The following is an 18,745-nucleotide window of genomic DNA, read 5'->3' on the forward strand; positions in this document are numbered from 1 at the left end:
CGTGGTGTCCCGCCCTGTTGTCAGTGATCGCTCTCGCGGCCGGTTGTCAGCCGGTCCACCACACCCACCACACCGTCCACGCGCCACGCGACCCTGATCAACGCCGTTGTATCGAGGGCAGGTTCGGATGATCCCGCCATGGTGACCATCCCGTCGCGAACGTCGATGCGGAGCCCGTCGATGCGATGGGCGGCCGGCGCCCGGCCGGAGACGGCATCGGCGACGTCCGCGAGGATCTCCTCGTCCGTCCTCAGGAAGACGCGCAGCAGATCACGTCGCGTGGTGATGCCGATCAGACGGTCCTCCTCGTCCACCACCGGCAACCGGTCGACGTGGCGACGTTCCATGATGCGCGCGGCGTCGGCGACGCGCTGTTCGGGATGCACGGTTACAGCCGGGCTGGTCATCAGCTCGCCTGCCGCCATGGCGAGTCCCGCGACGGAGTGGGCGTCGGCCGGTCGCCGTGGTGTGTGCGCCATCCGATGCCGCCCGGAGTCGTGCCGGCCGAGACAGCCCTGTTGCCTGGCGAGGTCTTTCCGTGAGACGACGCCCATGACCTTGTCGTCGTCATCCACCACCGGCAGCCCGCCGATCCGATGGGCGATGAGCATGCGAGCCAGTTCTTCGAAGGAGGTGTCCGGGCGGGCCTGGACCACCTCGCTGGTCATGACTTGGCCCACCGTCCGTTCTTCGACCACGGTGCTCATCTCCACTCGTCTCGCAGGTTTCCGGATACCGCCGATGGCGCCCCGGCCTCTGCCTGCCCGCCGACCGCTGTGCTCGGCGCGCCGGGGGGCCGGGAAGCCCCGGGTTCGTCTGCTCCTCATGCTTGCCGTTGTTTCCAGAGTGGGGCGGAGGACGGCCGGGGGACAGAACCGGTCAGGACCCGCACGCCGGGCCGTTCGGCCCGTGACAGGCCAGGCCGGGCGGGGCCCGCCGGGGAGAGGGCCCAACGGACCTGGCGTGCAACCCGTTCGACCCCTGCCCGCGGCGCGACATGCCCCCCAGGCCGGCACCACTCGCATCGGCACCCAAGGGAAGGGGCGGCGGAGATGACCGTACGCATCGGAATCAACGGCTTCGGACGCATCGGCCGGAACTACCTGCGCTGCGTCATGGAACGCGCGGAGACGAGCAACGGCACCCCCATCGAGGTGGTGGCCGTCAACGACCTCACCTCCCCGGCTGCGCTGGCCCATCTGCTCACCTACGCCTCCACCTACAGCCGACTCCACCGCACCGTTGATCACGACGCCGAATCCATTACGGTGGACGGTCACCGCATCGCGGTCACGTCCCGGCGCGACCCCGCCGACCTCGGGTGGGACGCGCTCGGCGTGGACGTCGTCATCGAGGCCACCGGCCGCTTCCGCACCAAGGAGGAAGTGGGCCGGCACCTGACGGCAGGAGCACGCAAGGTGCTGCTGTCCGTCCCCGGCAAGGGCGTCGACGCCACCATCGTCATGGGCGTCAACGAGTCCGCGTACGACCCGCGCGTCGACCACGTGATCTCCAACGCGTCCTGCACCACCAACTGCGTGGCCCCCATGATGAAGGTCCTCAGCGAGCGCTTCGGCATCGTCAAGGGACTGATGACCACCATCCACGGCTACACCAACGACCAGGTCGTGCTCGACGGCCCGCACAAGGACCTGCGCCGCGGCCGCACGGCCGCAGTGAACATCGTCCCGACCAGCACCGGCGCCGCCCGCGCCGTCGGCCTGGTGCTCCCGGAACTCGCGGGCACCCTGGACGGCATCGCCGTGCGCGTGCCGGTCGAGGACGGCTCGCTGACCGACCTCAGCCTGGTGCTGGCACGGCAGGTGTCCGCACAGGACGTCAACGACGCGTTCCGGGAGGCTGCCGAGGGACCGCTGAAGTGCGTCCTGAGGGTGAGTGATGCCCCTATCGTCTCGCGCGACATCGTCGGCGACCCCGCCTCGTGCATCGTGGACGCCCCGCTGACGCAGGCCAACGGCGACCTGGTCAAGGTCTTCGGCTGGTACGACAACGAGTGGGGCTACACCAACCGTCTCGTCGACCTGACCCAGTACGTCGCCACGCTGCTCGACGCCCGGTGAGCCACCGGCAGCCCGGGCAGCGGACGCCGTAGAGGCACGGAAGGCCCGGTGGTGGCGCAAGCCTCTGCGCTGCCACAGCGGCCGGAGACCATCGGGCCCCGTCGAGGGACCTTCGGGACCTCAGCCGAGGACGCGTCCCGGGCAAGGCTGTAGGTGACAGGACGGAACGGGTGGCCACCCCGGTGGCCGGCCACGTGTGGCCACAGCGCCACCCACACCCAGGGAGCTTTCCATGACACAGGCGACCAGCGATCCCCGCACCACCATCGACGGCACCCCGTCGGACACGCTCATCGCCGTGAACCTCCTGGTCGACAACGCCTCCAAGGCGCTCGCCGACTTCGAGTCCTTCACGCAGGAGCAGGTCGACCACATCGTCGCCAAGGCGTCGGTGGCCGCCCTGGATCAGCACACCGCCCTGGCCCGCTCGGCGGTGGAGGAGACCGGGCGGGGTGTCTTCGAGGACAAGGCGGCGAAGAACATGTTCGCCTGCGAGCACGTCACCCACAGCATGTCCCGGGCGAGGACGGTCGGCGTCATCGCCCGAGACGACATCGAGGGCATCATCGAGATCGCCGAACCCGTCGGTGTGCTCTGCGCGGTCACGCCCGTCACCAACCCGACCTCCACCACCATCTTCAAGGCGTTGCTGGCGCTGAAGACACGCAACCCCGTCGTATTCGCCTTCCACCCCTCCGCGCAGGCATGCAGCACCGAAGCCGCACGCATCGTGCGGGACGCCGCCGTCGCCGCCGGAGCGCCCGAGCACTGCGTGCAGTGGATCGAGGCTCCCTCCATCGAGGCCACGAGCCTCCTCATGCGCCACCCGGGCGTCGCACTGATCCTGGCGACGGGCGGCAACGCCATGGTCAAGGCCGCCTACTCGGCCGGCAAGCCCGCCGTCGGCGTCGGCGCCGGCAACGTGCCCGCCTACGTGCACCACAGCGCGGACCTGCGCCGGGCGGTCAACGACCTCGTCCTGTCCAAGTCCTTCGACAACGGCATGATCTGCGCGTCCGAGCAGGCGGTCATCCTGGACACCGACGTGTACGACGAGGCGCTCGCCGAATTCCGGCGCCTGCACGCGTACGTCGCCACGGCCGAGGAGAAGCGGAAGCTGGAGACCTACCTCTTTCCGCCCGACCCGGCCGGCCGACAGGGCCGCGTCAACCCGGCAGCCGTCGGACAGAGCCCCGACCGGATCGCCGAGCAGGCCGGGTTCACCGTACCCGCAGACACCTCGCTCATCCTGGCCGAGGCGAGCCACGTCGGGCCCGACGAGCCGCTGACGCGGGAGAAGCTCTGCCCGGTTCTCACCGTGCTGCGGGCCGCGTCCACCGAGGAGGGCTTCGATCTCGCCGCCGACATGGTCGACTTCCACGGGCAGGGACACAGCGCGGTGATCCACACCGGTGACCCGGCCCTCGCCGAGCGCTACGGCCGCCGTATGAAGACCGTACGGATCATCGTCAACTCGCCTTCCTCGCAAGGAGCGATCGGCGGCATCTACAACCGTCTGGTTCCGTCCCTGACCCTGGGTTGCGGTTCCTGGGGCAGTACTTCGGTCTCGGACAACGTCTCGGCCGCCCAGTTGCTCAACATCAAGCGCGTCACCACCCGGCAGAACAACATGCAGTGGTTCAAGGTGCCGCCGAAGATCTACTTCGAGCCCCAGGCCATCCGCTACCTCGCGGCGATGCCCGACGTCCACCGCGTCACCGTGGTCACCGACGCGACCATGACCCGGCTCGGTTACGTGGAGCGCGTCAGCCGTGTCCTGCAACAGCGGCAGCAGCCCGTGACCATCCAGGTCATCGACGACGTCGAGCCGGAGCCGAGCATCGACTCCGTACAGCGTGGCGCCGCCCTCATGCGCGACTTCCGGCCGGACACCATCATCGCCCTGGGCGGCGGATCCCCCATGGACGCGGCGAAGGTGATGTGGCTGCTGTACGAACAGCCGGACGTCGACTTCGCCGACATGCGGCAGAAGTTCTCCGACATCCGTAAGCGGGCCTTCCGCTTCCCAGTGCTCGGCAAGCAGGCCCGTCTCGTCTGCGTCCCCACCACCTCGGGAACCGGCGCCGAGGTCACCCCCTTCGCCGTGATCTCCGACCCGGCTACAGGCAAGAAGTACCCGCTGGCCGACTACGCCCTGACTCCCAGCGTCGCGATCATCGATCCCGTCCTGACCAACGACCTGCCGGCGTCGCTCGCCGCCGACAGCGGCTTCGACGCCCTCACCCATGCCACCGAGGCGTACGTCTCTGTCTATGCCAACGACTTCACCGACGGTCTGGCGCTGCACGCCATCAGGCTGATCTTCGACCACCTCGAGGCGGCGGTCACCGGCGAGTCGGCACGGCGGAGCGTGGCACGGGAGAAGATGCACAACGCGGGCACCATCGCCGGCATGGCCTTCGGCAACGCCTTCCTCGGCATCGTCCACGCGATGTCCCACACCCTGGGCGCCACCTTCCACATCGCCCACGGGCGGACCAACGCGATCCTCCTGCCGCACGTGATCCGCTACAACGGCACCGTTCCCGGCAAGCTGACGGGATGGCCCAAGTACGAGAGCTACCGCGCGCCCGAGAGGTTCCAGGACATTGCCCGTGCCCTGGGGCTCCCCGCTTCCACCCCCGCCGAGGGCGTGGCCTCGTACGCCGCCGCGGTGGAACGCCTGCGGGACGCCGTGGGCATCGAACCGTCCTTCCGTGCCCTGGGACTTGACGAGGCCGCCTTCATCGGCGCGCTGCCGCAGCAGGCACTGAACGCCTATGAGGACCAGTGCGCCCCGGCCAACCCGCGCATGCCGATGCTGGACGACATGGAGGACATCATGCGCACGGGCTACTATGCCGGGCCGCGGCCCCTTCCCTCCTTCTGACGGCGCGTAGGGTGGCGGCCGCTCTGCGGGCGGGCCGCCGAGACCGTGTGGGACCCGGGTCCAGGGCAGCCATCTGGGGCGCGGCCGCGTATGAGGGCCATCCGGCCCTGGCCGAAGGCCCCGCCCGCACGGCACGATGCAGTGGATCCGCCGGCGGGCGGAAGATTCGGCGAACTCGGAGTGTGCGATGACGGACAGCAGCGGCGGCCTCACCGGGAAGGAACCGGTCAGGGTCTTCCTCCTCGACGATCACGAGGTCGTGCGCCGCGGTGTGCACGATCTGCTGGACGCCGAGCCGGACCTGACCGTGGTAGGGGAGGCGGGCACGGTCGAGCAGGCGCTCGTCCGTGTGCCCGCGCTGCGCCCGCAGGTCGCCGTCCTGGATGTGCGCCTGCCGGACGGGGACGGTGTGAGCGTCTGCCGGGAGCTGCGCTCCCGGATGCCCGACCTCGCCTGCCTGATGCTGACGTCATTCGACGACGAGGAAGCGCTGCTCGACGCGATCATGGCCGGCGCGTCCGGATACGTGCTCAAGCAGATCACCGGAACCGACCTGGTGAACGCCGTGCGGACGGTTGCCTCCGGCCAGTCCATGCTGGACCCCGGCGCCACGGCGCGGGTGATGGCCCGGCTGCGCGGCGGACCTCCGCAGGAGGAGCTTCCCCAGGGTCTGCCCGGCCTGACGGAGCGCGAGCGTGAGATTCTCGCCCTGGTCGGGGAAGGGCTGACCAATCGTGAGATCGGTCAGCGGCTCTACCTGGCGGAGAAGACGGTCAAGAACAACATCTCCCGGCTGCTCGCCAAACTGGGCGTCGAACGGCGAGTGCAGGCCGCCGTCATCGCCACGCAGGCTCTGGCCGCCCAGGGAGACCAGAGCGGGCGGCTCGGCAAGGTGTGACGGCTGTGCCGGGATCTGAGCGCAGGTTCACGCGCCCGCGAAACGGCTGAGCGGCTCGGCCCGGCGTCCTTCTCGGACGTCGGGCCGGGTCGCTTCCGCATGTCTGCCGGAGAGGCCGGCCGGGGCCGGCCCCGAAGCGGGGCGGGGCCGTCAGGCGTGCGGCACGACAGCTACGGGGCAGCGGGCGTGGTGCCAGAACTGCATGGGCGACCGACCGCCCGGCGGTGTGCGGTCGTGTGGGGCCTACAGGACCCGCAGCAGGGACCTGTGGCCCCTCGGCGGGTGGGTCGTGGGCAGGCCACTGTGGAGATGCAAGGCCCTTCCCCGTTCTCCCGAGGAGCCGTTCATGTCCCGCACCGTCACCGTCGGCTTCGACGGATCCCGTGAAAGCCTCGCCGCCGTGGACTGGGCTGCCAGGGAGGCAGTGTGCCGCGTTGTGCCGCTGCGGCTTTTCCAGGTCTGGAGCAAGGACGACGGCCGGCGCACGCGCCTGGTGGACCCGGCGACCGCCAAGGGGTGGGGTGAGCGGGCGCTCGGTACGGCGGTGAGGCGACTGCGCCGACGCCACCCGGGTCTGCGGACCGAGACGCAATGGGTCTGCGGTGACCCGGTGGAGGAGCTGTGTGCAGCCGCGGACGAGGCGGAACTGTTGGTGCTCGGCTCCCGTGGCCTGGGCGGGTTGGCCGGCTTCCTTGCCGGGTCCGTGTCGCTGGCCGTGCTCGCCCGCACCGGGCGCCCGGTCGTCCTGGTCCGCCCGCACAACGGCCCGGCTGCGGGGGAGGACGGGCCGGCCGGAGAGGTCGTGGTCGGCCTGGACGTGTCCGCACCCGGCGACGAGGTGCTCGCCTTCGGCTTCGCGGCGGCCGACCGGTACGGCTGCGGTCTGCGGGTACTGCACACCTGGGCCGTTCCGTCGCTCTACGGAGCCGACATGGGCGCCGCCCTGCAACTGATGTGGGCGGAAGTCGCGCAGGACGCGCGCCGGGCGCTCGACGAGGCGCTGGCCCCGTGGACGGAGAAGTACCCCGGTGTGTCCGTCGTCCGTGAATGCCGCCAGGGCCGGCCGGCGCAGGACCTCGCGGAAGCCTCGCGAGGGGCCCGGCTGGTCGTGGTGGGTCGCCGGAACCGGCGTGCGCGGATCGGCACGCACATCGGGGCCGTCACCCATGCCGTCATCCACCACTCCCTGGCTCCCGTCACGGTCGTGCCGCACGACTGACCGACCGAACCGGCCGCTACCGTACGGCATGCCGCCCCGCTTCCCGGGACCCGACATCCACCGAAGAGACAGGCGAGCAGCCATGACCACCTATGTGTACGACTTCTCCGAGGGCGGCCGGGACATGGCCGGTCTTCTGGGAGGCAAGGGAGCGAACCTCGCGGAGATGGCGCGCATGGGCCTGCCCGTGCCGCCCGGCTTCACCGTCACCACCGAAGCCTGCCGGATCTTCCTCGCCACGGGGCAGGCTCCGGACGGCCTCGACCGGCAGATCGGCGAGCATCTCGCGGCGCTGGAACGAGCCGCCGGGAAGCGGCTCGGCCAGGTGGACGACCCGCTCCTGCTCTCCGTCCGCTCGGGGGCGAGGTTCTCGATGCCGGGCATGATGGAGACCATCCTCGACATCGGGCTGAACGATCTCTCGGTCCTGGGCCTGGCCAAGACCCCCGAGCGTGAGCGCTTCGCCTGGGACTCCTACCGGCGCCTCGTGCAGATGTTCGGTAGTACGGTCATGGGCGTCGACGGCGCCCACTTCGAGGCGGCGCTCGCCGCCGTCAAGCAGCAACACAGCCGGGGCGACGACACGCAGTTGGACACCTGCGACCTCATCCGGATCGTCGAGACCTTCAAGGACCTGATCCACGAGCGGACCGGGGAGGAATTCCCGCAGGATCCGGCCGAGCAACTCCGGCGGGCGGTACTCGCCGTCTTCACCTCTTGGAACGGCGACCGCGCACGCCTGTACCGCCGGCGCGAGCACATTCCGGACGATCTGGGCACCGCGGTCAACATCCAGACCATGGTCTTCGGCAATCTCGGTCCGGACTCAGGCAGCGGCGTCGCCTTCACCCGGGATCCGGCGACCGGCCGACCGGGCGTCTACGGCGACTACCTGCCCAACGCCCAAGGGGAAGACGTCGTCGCCGGCATCCGCAACACCGTGCCCCTCCAGGACTTGGCCGGTCTCGACCCTGCGTCGTTCGCGCGGCTGCGCGGCTACATGGACCGGCTGGAGGCCCACTACCGCGATCTGTGCGACATCGAGTTCACCATCGAGCGCGGCACACTGTGGATGCTCCAGACCCGCGTCGGCAAGCGCACGGCCCAGGCCGCCTTCGCCATCGCCTCCCAGCTCGCCGACGAAGGACTGATCAGCGAGCGGGAGGCGCTGGGCCGGGTCGGCGGCGAGGCGCTCGCACGGCTGATGTTCCCCCGCTTCGCCACCACGGACTCGAGCGAGGTCATCGCGCGGGGCGTGCCCGCCTCACCGGGAGCGGCCGTGGGCGCCGTCGTGTTCGACTCCGCGGAAGCGGTCCGCAGGGCGGCCGCCGGCGAGAAGGTCGTTCTCGTACGTCAGGAGACGACGCCCGACGACCTGCCGGGCATGGTCGCCGCCCAGGCGGTGCTCACCAGCCGGGGCGGGAAGACCAGCCACGCCGCGGTCGTCGCGCGCGGCATGGGCAAGGTGTGCGTGTGCGGGGCGGAGGGCATCGTCGTGGACACCCGGCAGCGGCGCTTCAGCGCCGGTGGCGTGACGGTCGCCGAAGGCACGGTCGTCTCCGTCGACGGGTCGGAAGGCGTGGTGCGCCTCGGCTCCGTACCCCTGGTCGACTCCGACGTCATGCGGTACTTCGAGGAGGGCGGCGTGCTGCCGGCCGACGGCACGGCCCGGCAGCCGGTGCGGGATGTGCACCGGCTCATGCGGCAGGCGGACGCCGTGCGGGGCTTGGAGGTCCGGGCGAACGCGGACACCCCCGAGGACGCGGCCCGCGCCCGTCGTTTCGGTGCCCAGGGGATCGGCCTGTGCCGTACCGAGCACATGTTCCTCGGCGACCGGCGCCCCCTGGTCGAGGCGATGATCCTCGCGCACGGCGACACTGAACGAGAGGCGGCACTCGCGGCGCTGCTGCCGCTCCAGAGGCAGGACTTCATCGGCATCCTCGAAGCGATGGACGGCCTGCCGGTCACCGTCCGGTTGCTCGACCCGCCACTTCATGAGTTCCTGCCGGACCGCACGGAACTCGCCGTCCGTCTCGCACGCGGCGAAGCGCTCGGCACACCGGCCGATCCGCACGACAGCGAACTCCTGGCGGCCGTCACGCGCATGCACGAGGAGAACCCGATGCTCGGCCTGCGTGGTGTGCGCCTGGGGCTGGTGGTGCCGGGGCTGGTGGCCATGCAGGTACGGGCCCTGGCCGAGGCCGTCGTGGCGCGCAGGCATGCGGGCGGCGACCCTCGGGCGGAGATCATGGTCCCGCTGGTGGACGCGGTCGAGGAGCTCCACCTCGTACGGGAGGAAGTGGACCGGGTCCTGGCAGAGGTTTCGCTGGAGACCGGCGTCGACGTCACCTGCCCGGTCGGAACCATGATCGAACTGCCCAGGGCGGCTCTCACCGCCGGCCGGATCGCGAAGGAGGCGGCGTTCTTCTCCTTCGGCACGAACGACCTGACACAGACCACCTGGGGCTTCTCCCGCGACGACGTCGAAGCCGCGTTCTTCTCCGCGTACCTCGACAAGGGCGTCTTCCACGTCTCCCCGTTCGAGACGATCGACCGTGAAGGCGTCGGCCGGCTGGTGCGGATCGCGGTCGAGGAGGGCAGGGCAGCTCGCCCGGACCTGAAGATCGGCGTGTGCGGGGAGCACGGAGGGGACCCCGCTTCGGTCCACTTCTTCCACGGGGCCGGGCTGGACTACGTCTCCTGCTCGCCCTTCCGTGTCCCGGTCGCCCGCCTTGAGGCCGGCAGGGCAGCCCTGGAAGCGAACGGCACCGACGCGAGCGCATAGCCCCCGCACCGTGCTGCCCGGGGGCGCGGAGAGCCGCGTCGTCATGGACCCGCACCCGCCGCGGCTGCCGGGTAGGGCTCGTGACGCTCTGCGGGAAGGCCCATGGTCCCTCGCCTCGACGGGACCACAGGCCCTCTCCGCCCCGCTCACCGGGGCCGGTCAGCGGGCTCCGCCTTGCCTCTTCGACCCTGGCCGGTGACACAGCCGACGGGAACCATCAGCAGTGAGAAGTGGCGATCGCCCACCTCGCCTCCGTCCCGGCCCAGGAGATGACGACATGACCGTGACCGTCCAGCACTCTGCCGACCCCAGCCCCCTCGTCACCCGGTCGTGGCGTGGTTTCAGCGGCGAGGAGTGGCAGCGACACATCGATGTCCGTTCCTTCATCCAGGCCAACTACACGCCCTACGAGGGCGATGCCGCATTCCTCGCCGGTCCCACGGAGCGCACCCGCACCGTGTGGAAGACCGTCACCGCGCTCTTCCCGGAGGAGCGCCGCAAGGGTGTGCTCGACGTGGACACCGCCATGCCGTCCACCATCACCTCCCACGCGCCCGGCTACATCGACCGCGACCTGGAACTGATCGTCGGATTGCAGACCGATGCTCCGCTGAAGCGGGCGATCATGCCCAACGGCGGGCTGCGGATGGTGGAGAACGCGCTGCGCGCGTACGGCTTCGAACCGGATCCGTTCGTCACCAAGGTCTTCGGCACGTACCGCAAGACCCACAACGACGGTGTCTTCGACGCCTACACCCCCGAAATGCTGGGCGCCCGCAGGGCCGGCATCATTACCGGCCTGCCAGACGCCTACGGGCGAGGCCGCATCATCGGCGACTACCGCCGCGTCGCACTGTACGGAACCGCCCGGCTGATCGAGGCCAAGCGAGCCGAGCGGACCCGGCTGGACGAGACACCGTCCACGGCCGACGTGATTCGCGACCGCGAGGAACTGGCCGAGCAGATCAGGGCACTGGGCGAGCTGGAACGGATGGCCGCCTCCTACAGCTGCGACGTGTCCCGTCCCGCAGCCACCGCGCACGAGGCCATCCAATGGCTCTACCTCGGCTTCCTCGCCGCCGTGAAGGAGCAGAACGGCGCGGCGATGTCACTGGGCCGCACCTCCACCTTCCTGGACGTCTACCTTCAGCGTGACCTCGACGAAGGAAAGATCGACGAGAGCCGCGCCCAGGAACTCATCGACGACTTCGTGATCAAGCTGCGGATCGTGCGGTTCCTGCGCACACCGGAGTACGACGCGCTGTTCTCCGGCGATCCCACCTGGGTCACCGAGTCCATCGGCGGCATCGGAGAGGACGGCCGCTCCCTGGTCACCCGCACGTCCTTCCGCCTTCTCCAGACCCTGTACAACCTCGGCCCCGCCCCCGAGCCCAACCTGACCGTGCTGTGGTCCCCCCGACTGCCGGCGGGCTTCAAGCAGTTCTGCGCCCAGACATCCATCGACACCAGCTCCATCCAGTACGAGTCCGACGACCTCCTTCGCCCCCGCACCGGCGACGACACCGCGATCGCCTGCTGCGTCTCCGCGATGGCGGTGGGCAAGCAGATGCAATTCTTCGGTGCCCGTGTGAACCTGGCCAAGGCGCTGCTGTACGCCATCAACGGCGGCCGCGACGAGATGAACGGCGAGCAGGTCGCCCCGGCGACGGCCCCGCTGACCGGCGAGCAGCTCGACTACGCCGATGTGGCCGACGCGTACGACCGCACGCTGGACTGGCTCGCCGCGACCTACGTCAACGCGCTCAACGTGATCCACTACATGCACGACAAGTACGCCTACGAGCGCATCGAGATGGCCCTGCACGACCACCCGGTGCATCGGACGATGGCCTGTGGCATCGCTGGGCTGTCCGTGGCGGCCGACAGCCTCTCGGCCATCAAGCACGCCCGTGTCAGAGTCATTCGGGATGCCACCGGGCTCGCCGTCGACTACCACGTCGCAGGCGACTACCCGACCTACGGCAACGACGACGACCGCGTCGACCGCATCGCGGTCGACCTGGTCCGCTCCTTCATGGCCAAGGTGCGCCGCCACCCGGCCTACCGGGGTGCCGAGCACACGCAGTCGGTGCTCACCATCACCTCCAACGTCGTCTACGGCAAGCACACCGGCAACACCCCCGACGGCCGCCGTGCGGGTACACCGTTCGCCCCGGGCGCAAACCCGATGAACGGACGTGACCGACACGGGATGGCGGCATCGGCACTGTCGGTCGCGAAGATCCCGTATGACCAGGCCCGCGACGGCATCTCCCTGACGTCCACCATCACACCGGAGGGCCTGGGGCACTATCCGGCCGAACGTGCGGAACACCTCGTCGGGATCCTCGACGCCTACACCGCCGCAGGCGGTTTCCACATGAACGTCAACGTCCTCGACCGAGCCACCCTCGAGGACGCCATGGAACACCCGGACAACTACCCCGACCTGACCATCCGCGTCTCCGGCTACGCCGTCAACTTCGTCCGCCTCACGCGCGAACAGCAACTCGACGTCATCAACCGCACGTTCCACGGTGCGCGATGACCACGGGCCGCATCCACTCCTGGGACCTGTCCACCGGCGTGGACGGGCCCGGCACCCGTTTCGTTCTCTTCCTCAGTGGCTGTCAGCTGCGCTGCCTGTACTGCGCCAACCCCGACACCTGGCACATGCGCGACGGGCAGCCGGTCACCGTGGACGAAGTGGTGGGGCGCATTGAGCGGTACCGGCAGTTCACCACCCTGGCCGGTGGAGGCGTGACGCTGACCGGAGGCGAGCCTCTGCTCCAGTCCGCCTTCACCGCCGAAGTGTTCCGACGCTGCAAGGAGCTCGGCCTGCACACCGCACTGGACACCTCCGGCGCCCTCGGCACTCGCGCCGACGACGCGCTCCTGGCCGATACCGACCTGGTCCTGCTCGACATCAAGTCCTTCGACGCCGGCGTCTACCGGCGCCTGACCGGCGGCAACCTCACACCCACCCTCAGCTTCGCCGCCCGGCTGAACAGCCTCGGCGTCCGGACCTGGATCCGCTACGTCCTGGTCCCCGGCTGGACCGACGATCCGGCTGCCATCGATGGGCTGGGCCGCTTCCTCGCGGAACTGGACAACGTCGACCGCGTCGACGTCCTGCCTTTCCATGAACTCGGTACCCACAAGTACGACTCGCTCGGCATCCCCTTCTCGCTCCGCGACAATCCCGTTCCGGACGCCGCACTGGTCGAGCGCGTTCGCGACCAGTTCAGGTCACACGGCTTGCGGGCACGGTGAACCAGCCCAATGCGCGTCACGCAAGACGGTGTCGGCCTGTCCGCGGCTGTTCCGCCTTGGGACGTATCACAACCAGCGTTGCAAGGTTCCGGCCCAGCTCATTCCGGCGCCGACAGCGGCGTGCAGAACGGTGCTCTCCGGGTGGAGGCGGCCTTGCTCCCGTGCCACGTGGAGTGCCATGGGGATCGAGGCCGCGCCGGTGTTGCCGAACGTATCGGCGGTGACGACGAGTTGTGAGGCGGAGATGCCCAGTTCAAGACTCAGGGCACGCAGCATACGGGGATTTGCCTGATGCGGAATGACGAGGTCGATCTTGTTCAGGGGCAGACCGGACAGCTGGATGAGTTCTTCGACGATCCTCGGGAAGACATCGTGGAAGTAGGCCGCGACCTTCTTCCCGTTCATGTGAAGGTAGTGCCCGCCTTCAGCCACGGTGTGTCCGGTTGTCGGCCGTGCGCTGCCGCCGGCACGGATCCCCACGATGTCGGCCAGTGCACCATCAGTCCCCTGTGTGCTGCACAGGATCCCCTTCCCTGGGCCTGAAGGGCCTACCACCACTGCTCCGGCACCGTCTGCGAACAGTACGCCCGTGGACCGGTCGGCGGGATTCTGGAACTTGGAGAACGTCTCCGCTCCGACGACCAGCGCGCGTCCATCGGGGTGGGATGCGGCGAGGATGTCGTGCGCCGTCTTCAAGGCGTAGAGGAACCCCGCGCATGCTCCGCCGACATCGGTGGCCCAGGCCCGGTCTGCGCCGAGACGGTGCTGTACCCGACAGGCTGTGGCGACCGCGAGCTGATCCGGTGTGCTCGTTGCCACCAGGATGACATCGATGTCCCGGGGTGACAGGTGAGCATCGGCGAGGGCGTGTTCGGCAGCGGAGACTGCGAGGTCGGACGTGGCCTGGCCGGGCTCCGCATACTGCCGCTGCCGGACACCGGTCATGCGCTCGATCCACTCCGGGTCCACCCCGTACTGGTCGGCGATGTCCGCATTGCTGACTCGGCGCTCCGGGATGTGCACACCCAGCCCCTGGATTCCGAACGCGATAGACGGCGCCTGGCCGCTCACGTCCGGACCTCCTTGGCGTGCGCCTCCTGCACCACGTGCGCACAGTGGGACACGGTCACACCCTGCTCGGCCAGCAGTGAGTCGTCGATGGGCCTGCCGAATTCCTCCTCGGCTCGGACTGCGATCTCCACTACCTGAAGCGAGTCGAGGTCGAGATCTTCGACAAGCCGGGATTCCGGGGAAATTTCATCGACCGGGCAATCGGCGATGGCGGCGATAATGGCCGTGACCCGGTACAGAACGTCAGCAGCTGTGGGCATCTTGGATTTCCATCTCGGTGGACTGCGAGGAAAGGACTATCGATGGTGGCGCTGGTCGGGCGCCGGGCGCGGCAGCGTGTGCCGGCAGGGTGTCATCGCTCGGCGTGCGCGATTACAGTGACCCTCGGGGCGCGTGTCATGCGACGGTGCTCCGGTCGCCCGCGGTGAGGATCTCCAGGTCGGTGTAGAAGCGTCCCGACGGGCGGGGCTGGCCCAGCAGGATGCGGCGCGCGGCGTCGGCGGTGAGGGCGCCGCCCAGGGCGACCCCCGAGGCGAGTTGCGGCCAGCTGCTGAGGGTGATGCCGATCTGGGAGACGGAAGCTGACAGCTCCGGGCTGATGCGCTCCCGGTCGACCATGGTGAGGATGACGTCGACCATTTCCTCGTGGGTGAGGTCCCTCAGGTCGCTGGAGGTCGTCTCGCCGAGAAGGCCGTGCAGCAGGGGCCGGTCGGGTTCGAGGTCGAACCGTTCCACGTCCAGCAAGCCCCGATCGTTTGCGTCCATGACGACCGGGATACCCAGCGCCCGGGCGTGCTCGCGGGCGGCGATCTTCACGTAGGGGGTATCGCACTCTTCGACGAGAAGGTCGATGGGGCCCGCGCCGCCGGTGAAGAACTCCTCCATGGTGGCATCGGTCAGACCACCCTGGTATAGCTCGATGTCCAGCCAGGGGTCGATCTCCGACATCTGCCGGGCTGCGAGCACGCACTTGTTCAGACCAAGATGGTGGACACCCGCACGCAACCGGTTGAGGTTCGAGACGCTGAGGGAGTCGAAGTCGGCCAGCTTGAACGATCCGCCGATGCCCTCCATCGCGAAGGTCAGGGCGGCGCTGCTTCCGACAGAAAGGCCGATGACGCCCACGCGGCGTCCCAGCAGCCGGCGCTGCTGGGCGCGGTCGATCCGTCCGCGGTTGCGGTCGGTGCGCACGAGGCGGAACTCCTCGCGGGGCAACAGGTGCACCAGGCGTCCCGACCACGGGTACCAGACCCAGGTCCCGTACTCCTGCGGACTGGTGCCCGCCAGCTGTTCCGCCACGGCCCGCTCCGCCGCGTCCGGTGAGGAACGCAGACGCGGCTCACGGCTGGTGACCAGCTCGGTCAGCTGATCCGTGATCGTGTCCATCACCTCGCGGACCTGCCCCGAATCGATCAGGCTTTGCAGGCCAATCCGGTCCTGCTCGCGATCCAGGGTGAAGAGCACAGGCTGCCAGCTCGCGCTGGTATGCCCGTGACCGTCTCGGCTGCTGCCATGAGGGGGGTGGAGGGTAGGCGCAACTGGTCCTGCGGCGTGTGCCCGACCTGCGATGCAACGCCCAGCCCGGCATGTTGTGCCGGGACAACCGAGGAGGGAAACGCTTCCTCCAACTGCTCGACGAGCCCGGTGAACTCGCCTGCCGAGAACCCGGGGCGGTACAGCATGATCACCACGTCTTCGGTGTAGTGCCCGACGTAGCGGCGCGTTCCTGGGACCGGACGGAAGCCGAATCGCTCGTGGAAACGGTCCTGGCCATCTGCGGTGCCCGAGGTACCGATCATCGCCTTGGCTCCCAGGAAACGCGCGGCACCCATGGCGAAGGCGTTCAAGTAGATCCCCAGACCCAGCTTGCGCGCTTGGTGCTCCACTACCAGACGGCTGTGCTCAAACGTTTCCGCAACGCCGAGGCCGTGCTCCCGGAGCACATCCTCATAGCGCTCGGCACCCAAATGAGCCCGGGTCTGAAAAAGACCGCCCGTCTCCGGCGTCGAAAGCCGCACGTATCCCAACGGTGGCCCTCCCGCCTCGCGCCTCCCGACGAAGTGCCAGGCGCCGAAGTCCAGATCCTGATCGTCGGCGTAGCCGCCGTCCGGAGTTTGGAAGTCGGGCCGGCGGCCACGGTCGAACAGAATCCTCGCCCTCAGCTCGCGGATCCACCCGACCAGCTCCGCTTCGCCCGACTCGCCGGTTTCGACGCGGAACGCGGATACATGCCACGGAACGCCTGTAGTCATGGGAATGCTCTTCACAACCGGTAACCCACTTCGGCTAGCGCTAGATGCTCAACTGTGCTCCGGGGGCGCACGCCCTGCGCACCCGAGATCACAACGAGTGCGCCGTTGATCGGTTGCGCCTCCATCGCCGTGACGGTCGGTAACGGCCCGAAGTTGGCGCCGGGCGGGCCCAGGTCGCGGCGCGGCCCGAGTCGTCATCGAACGGGTGGCTTTTGGACGCCTGTTCTCCACGTCCGGACGGGTGACCGCCGAGGCTTCCGGCGATCGGTCCCGCCAAGGATGGGCCGCGACCGCATTGACGTGCACCGCTACCCGGAGGAGCTCTCATGCCCGACACCGCCACCCCGGTACTGACCCGCAAGATGCACTACATGTTCGCGCTGCTCGACGCCGATCGAGACGGCCTTCTCGGGGCGGATGACCTGACCGCTGTCGCGGACCGGATGGCCGAGGTGTTCCCGGGCCGGCCGGACCGGATCCACACGCTCCGTGACGTCCTGCACCGGCTGTGGGAAGACCACCTGGCACACGTCGATCTCGGGGGCGGCCGCCTCGACCCCGAGGCCTTCGAGCGGGGGATCCGACGCTCGGTCGCCGCCAGTCCTGTCACCCTGCTGGAGACCCTGCACGCGGGGGCTTCGGCTTGGCTCGCTCTCACTGACGTTGACGACGACGGACTGATCGGGCTGGACGAGTACCTGCTGCTCAGTCAGGCGATCGGCGGGGTGCCCGCGCAGCAGATGAAGGAGGCGTTCCACCGCCTGGATCGTGACGGGAACGGGACACTGGATCCGGCCGAAATCGACGCTGCCGTCGTGGAGTTCTTCACCAGCGACGACCCGAACGCCCCGGGCAACTGGCTCTACGGACCGTTCTGAACGGCTGCCGAACCCCCACCCGCGATCCTGAACAACCGAGACCGCCTCCAAACGGCCTGACCGAGAAACCTGGGCGGGGACCTTCGGCCCCGATGAGGTACCTAGGGCCCCTCTTCTGTCCGGCGCTGGGGTGCCAGCGTGGAGCTGCCCCCAATAGCGGTCGGCGAGGAGGAGCTATGGAGAACAACAGCAGAAGTCCGGACCTCGGATCGGTCATCGTCGGTGTCGATGGGTCCGAGCCTGCCCGGTGGGCGGCGCTCTGGGCTTCGGACGAGGCTGCGCGGCGCCGTCGCCCTCTGCACATCGTGTACGGGTCCGACGTCGACGGCCGGGTCCTCGAGCTTTCGGATGACGACATGGAACGGGTCCGCGTCGCAGGGCGTGAACTGCTGGACGTTACGGCCGAGGCCGTGCAGGCCCGGCATCCCGCGCTCTCGGTCACGACGGAGTTCAGCCGTAGCGGGCCTGCGATGAGCCTGCGCCGGGCCGCGAGCGACCGCGGGACCCTCGTCGTCGGCAACCGGGGACCGGGCGGATTCAGCTCCTTGACCCTGGGCTCGGTCGGCCTCAAGGTCGCTGCGGACGCTCGTACCCCCGTGATCGTCGTGCGGGGGAGCGAGGACGAGGCCGTGAACGGTGTCGTGCTGGCCGCCGTGCGCGACGAGCGCGATCTCGATTGCGTCCGTCACGCCGCGCGTGAAGCCGAGCTGCGCAAGGCCTCGCTGCGGCTGCTGTACGTACAGGGCGTCCTGCAGTCCGTCGTCTCCGCGGCGGGAGCAGCCGATGGCCAGAACGGGGTCGCCTGCCACCGTGGGCAGAGCTTGAAGGTCGTAGCCGAGCAGATCCGGGCCGAGTGCCCCTCGCTGACGGTCCAGGCGGACGCGGAGAGGAGTGTGTCCGTCGCCGGGGTGCTGGTGGAGGCCTCCCGCCACGCCGATCTGCTGGTCATGGGTGGGCGCCGTTCGCCCGGCTACCTCGGGCGCACCCTGGGGCGCGTGACGCACAGCCTGCTGCACCATGCGTACTGCCCCGTCGAACTGATCCCGCGGCATGCCGACGAGCCCAGGAGCGAGGCGTCATGACGATCACTGAGATGGCCACCACCGAAGCCGGCGAGATTCTCGTCCGCATCGACCCGGCGGAGAACTGGTACGCGAGCCTGGCTCGGGCGGCAGCCGAGGCCGAGAAGCGCGGGCTGGGGCTTCGCCTTGTCCTCACCACAGCCCCTCAACAAGATCTGCCCCCTGCCACCGAGAGCCGAAGTGCCACTACCGGCCAGTGCCCCCCAGAGGCGGAACGGTGGGGCGAGGAAGACGTCCGCCGTGAAGAACGAGACACAGGCGGAACGCAGTAGCGCCAGGCAGACGCCTAGCCCGGCCGGTGGACATCACCCGGCCG

Annotated in this window: 15 protein-coding genes; 10 read left to right on the plus strand and 5 right to left on the minus strand. The window is 69.3% G+C overall.

What is annotated here, in order from left to right; all coding sequences use genetic code 11:
* Positions 1-20 precede the first annotated feature (20 nt).
* Positions 21-707 (minus strand): CBS domain-containing protein, encoded by a 687-nt coding sequence (locus tag OG624_RS35345; protein ID WP_051763498.1) that lies wholly within the window; start codon positions 705-707, stop codon positions 21-23.
* Positions 708-1,052: 345 nt separating this feature from the next.
* Between OG624_RS35345 and gap the strand changes: the two genes are divergently transcribed.
* The 7 genes from gap to pflA all read left to right on the plus strand — a co-directional run bounded on the left by gap (position 1,053) and on the right by pflA (position 13,146).
* Positions 1,053-2,081 (plus strand): type I glyceraldehyde-3-phosphate dehydrogenase, encoded by a 1,029-nt coding sequence (gap, locus tag OG624_RS35350; RefSeq protein ID WP_033223245.1) that lies wholly within the window; start codon positions 1,053-1,055, stop codon positions 2,079-2,081.
* A 232-nt stretch (positions 2,082-2,313) separates the two neighbouring features.
* Complete coding sequence (adhE, locus tag OG624_RS35355) at positions 2,314-4,971, plus strand: bifunctional acetaldehyde-CoA/alcohol dehydrogenase (protein ID WP_033223247.1); 2,658 nt, start codon at positions 2,314-2,316, stop codon at positions 4,969-4,971.
* Positions 4,972-5,158: 187 nt separating this feature from the next.
* Positions 5,159-5,869, plus strand: a complete 711-nt coding sequence (locus tag OG624_RS35360) for a response regulator (protein ID WP_030895875.1) — start codon at positions 5,159-5,161, stop codon at positions 5,867-5,869.
* Positions 5,870-6,215: 346 nt separating this feature from the next.
* Positions 6,216-7,088, plus strand: a complete 873-nt coding sequence (locus tag OG624_RS35365; protein WP_371640319.1) for a universal stress protein — start codon at positions 6,216-6,218, stop codon at positions 7,086-7,088.
* An 82-nt stretch (positions 7,089-7,170) separates the two neighbouring features.
* Positions 7,171-9,873 carry a pyruvate, phosphate dikinase gene (gene ppdK / locus OG624_RS35370; protein ID WP_033223251.1) on the plus strand — a complete coding sequence of 901 codons (2,703 nt, stop codon included), beginning with the start codon at positions 7,171-7,173 and terminating at the stop codon, positions 9,871-9,873.
* Positions 9,874-10,150: 277 nt separating this feature from the next.
* Positions 10,151-12,421, plus strand: coding sequence for a formate C-acetyltransferase (pflB, locus tag OG624_RS35375; RefSeq protein WP_371640320.1), 2,271 nt, complete (start codon positions 10,151-10,153; stop codon positions 12,419-12,421).
* A complete protein-coding gene (gene pflA, locus OG624_RS35380) occupies positions 12,418-13,146 on the plus strand; it encodes a pyruvate formate-lyase-activating protein (RefSeq protein ID WP_033223254.1) in 729 nt (242 codons plus the stop codon). Before pflB ends, pflA begins: the two co-directional genes overlap by 4 nt.
* A 66-nt stretch (positions 13,147-13,212) precedes the next feature.
* Here the strand turns inward: pflA and OG624_RS35385 are convergent, their stop codons facing one another.
* The 4 genes from OG624_RS35385 to OG624_RS35400 all read right to left on the minus strand — a co-directional run bounded on the left by OG624_RS35385 (position 13,213) and on the right by OG624_RS35400 (position 16,469).
* Positions 13,213-14,217: a 3-oxoacyl-ACP synthase III family protein gene (locus OG624_RS35385; RefSeq protein WP_051763490.1), complete on the minus strand. Its 1,005-nt coding sequence runs from the start codon at positions 14,215-14,217 to the stop codon at positions 13,213-13,215.
* Positions 14,214-14,477 (minus strand): acyl carrier protein, encoded by a 264-nt coding sequence (locus OG624_RS35390; RefSeq protein ID WP_371594041.1) that lies wholly within the window; start codon positions 14,475-14,477, stop codon positions 14,214-14,216. Before OG624_RS35390 ends, OG624_RS35385 begins: the two co-directional genes overlap by 4 nt.
* 136 nt (positions 14,478-14,613) lie before the next feature.
* The gene (locus OG624_RS35395) at positions 14,614-15,603 is read right to left on the minus strand and encodes a ThiF family adenylyltransferase (RefSeq protein WP_371640321.1); all 990 of its coding nucleotides are present in this window, start codon (positions 15,601-15,603) and stop codon (positions 14,614-14,616) included.
* A 26-nt stretch (positions 15,604-15,629) separates the two neighbouring features.
* Positions 15,630-16,469: a hypothetical protein gene (locus OG624_RS35400; protein ID WP_371640322.1), complete on the minus strand. Its 840-nt coding sequence runs from the start codon at positions 16,467-16,469 to the stop codon at positions 15,630-15,632.
* 326 nt (positions 16,470-16,795) lie between these two features.
* On the opposite strand from OG624_RS35400, the gene OG624_RS35405 reads away from it, so the two are divergent.
* From OG624_RS35405 to OG624_RS35415, 3 genes are all read left to right on the plus strand, one after another.
* Positions 16,796-17,347, plus strand: coding sequence for an EF-hand domain-containing protein (locus OG624_RS35405; protein ID WP_051763492.1), 552 nt, complete (start codon positions 16,796-16,798; stop codon positions 17,345-17,347).
* Between the two features lie 176 nt (positions 17,348-17,523).
* Complete coding sequence (locus tag OG624_RS35410) at positions 17,524-18,429, plus strand: universal stress protein (protein WP_033223258.1); 906 nt, start codon at positions 17,524-17,526, stop codon at positions 18,427-18,429.
* Positions 18,426-18,701, plus strand: coding sequence for a hypothetical protein (locus OG624_RS35415; RefSeq protein WP_033223260.1), 276 nt, complete (start codon positions 18,426-18,428; stop codon positions 18,699-18,701). Before OG624_RS35410 ends, OG624_RS35415 begins: the two co-directional genes overlap by 4 nt.
* Positions 18,702-18,745: the final 44 nt, after the last annotated feature.

It is taken from the genome of Streptomyces virginiae (assembly GCF_041432505.1).
GTDB lineage: Bacteria > Actinomycetota > Actinomycetes > Streptomycetales > Streptomycetaceae > Streptomyces > Streptomyces virginiae_A.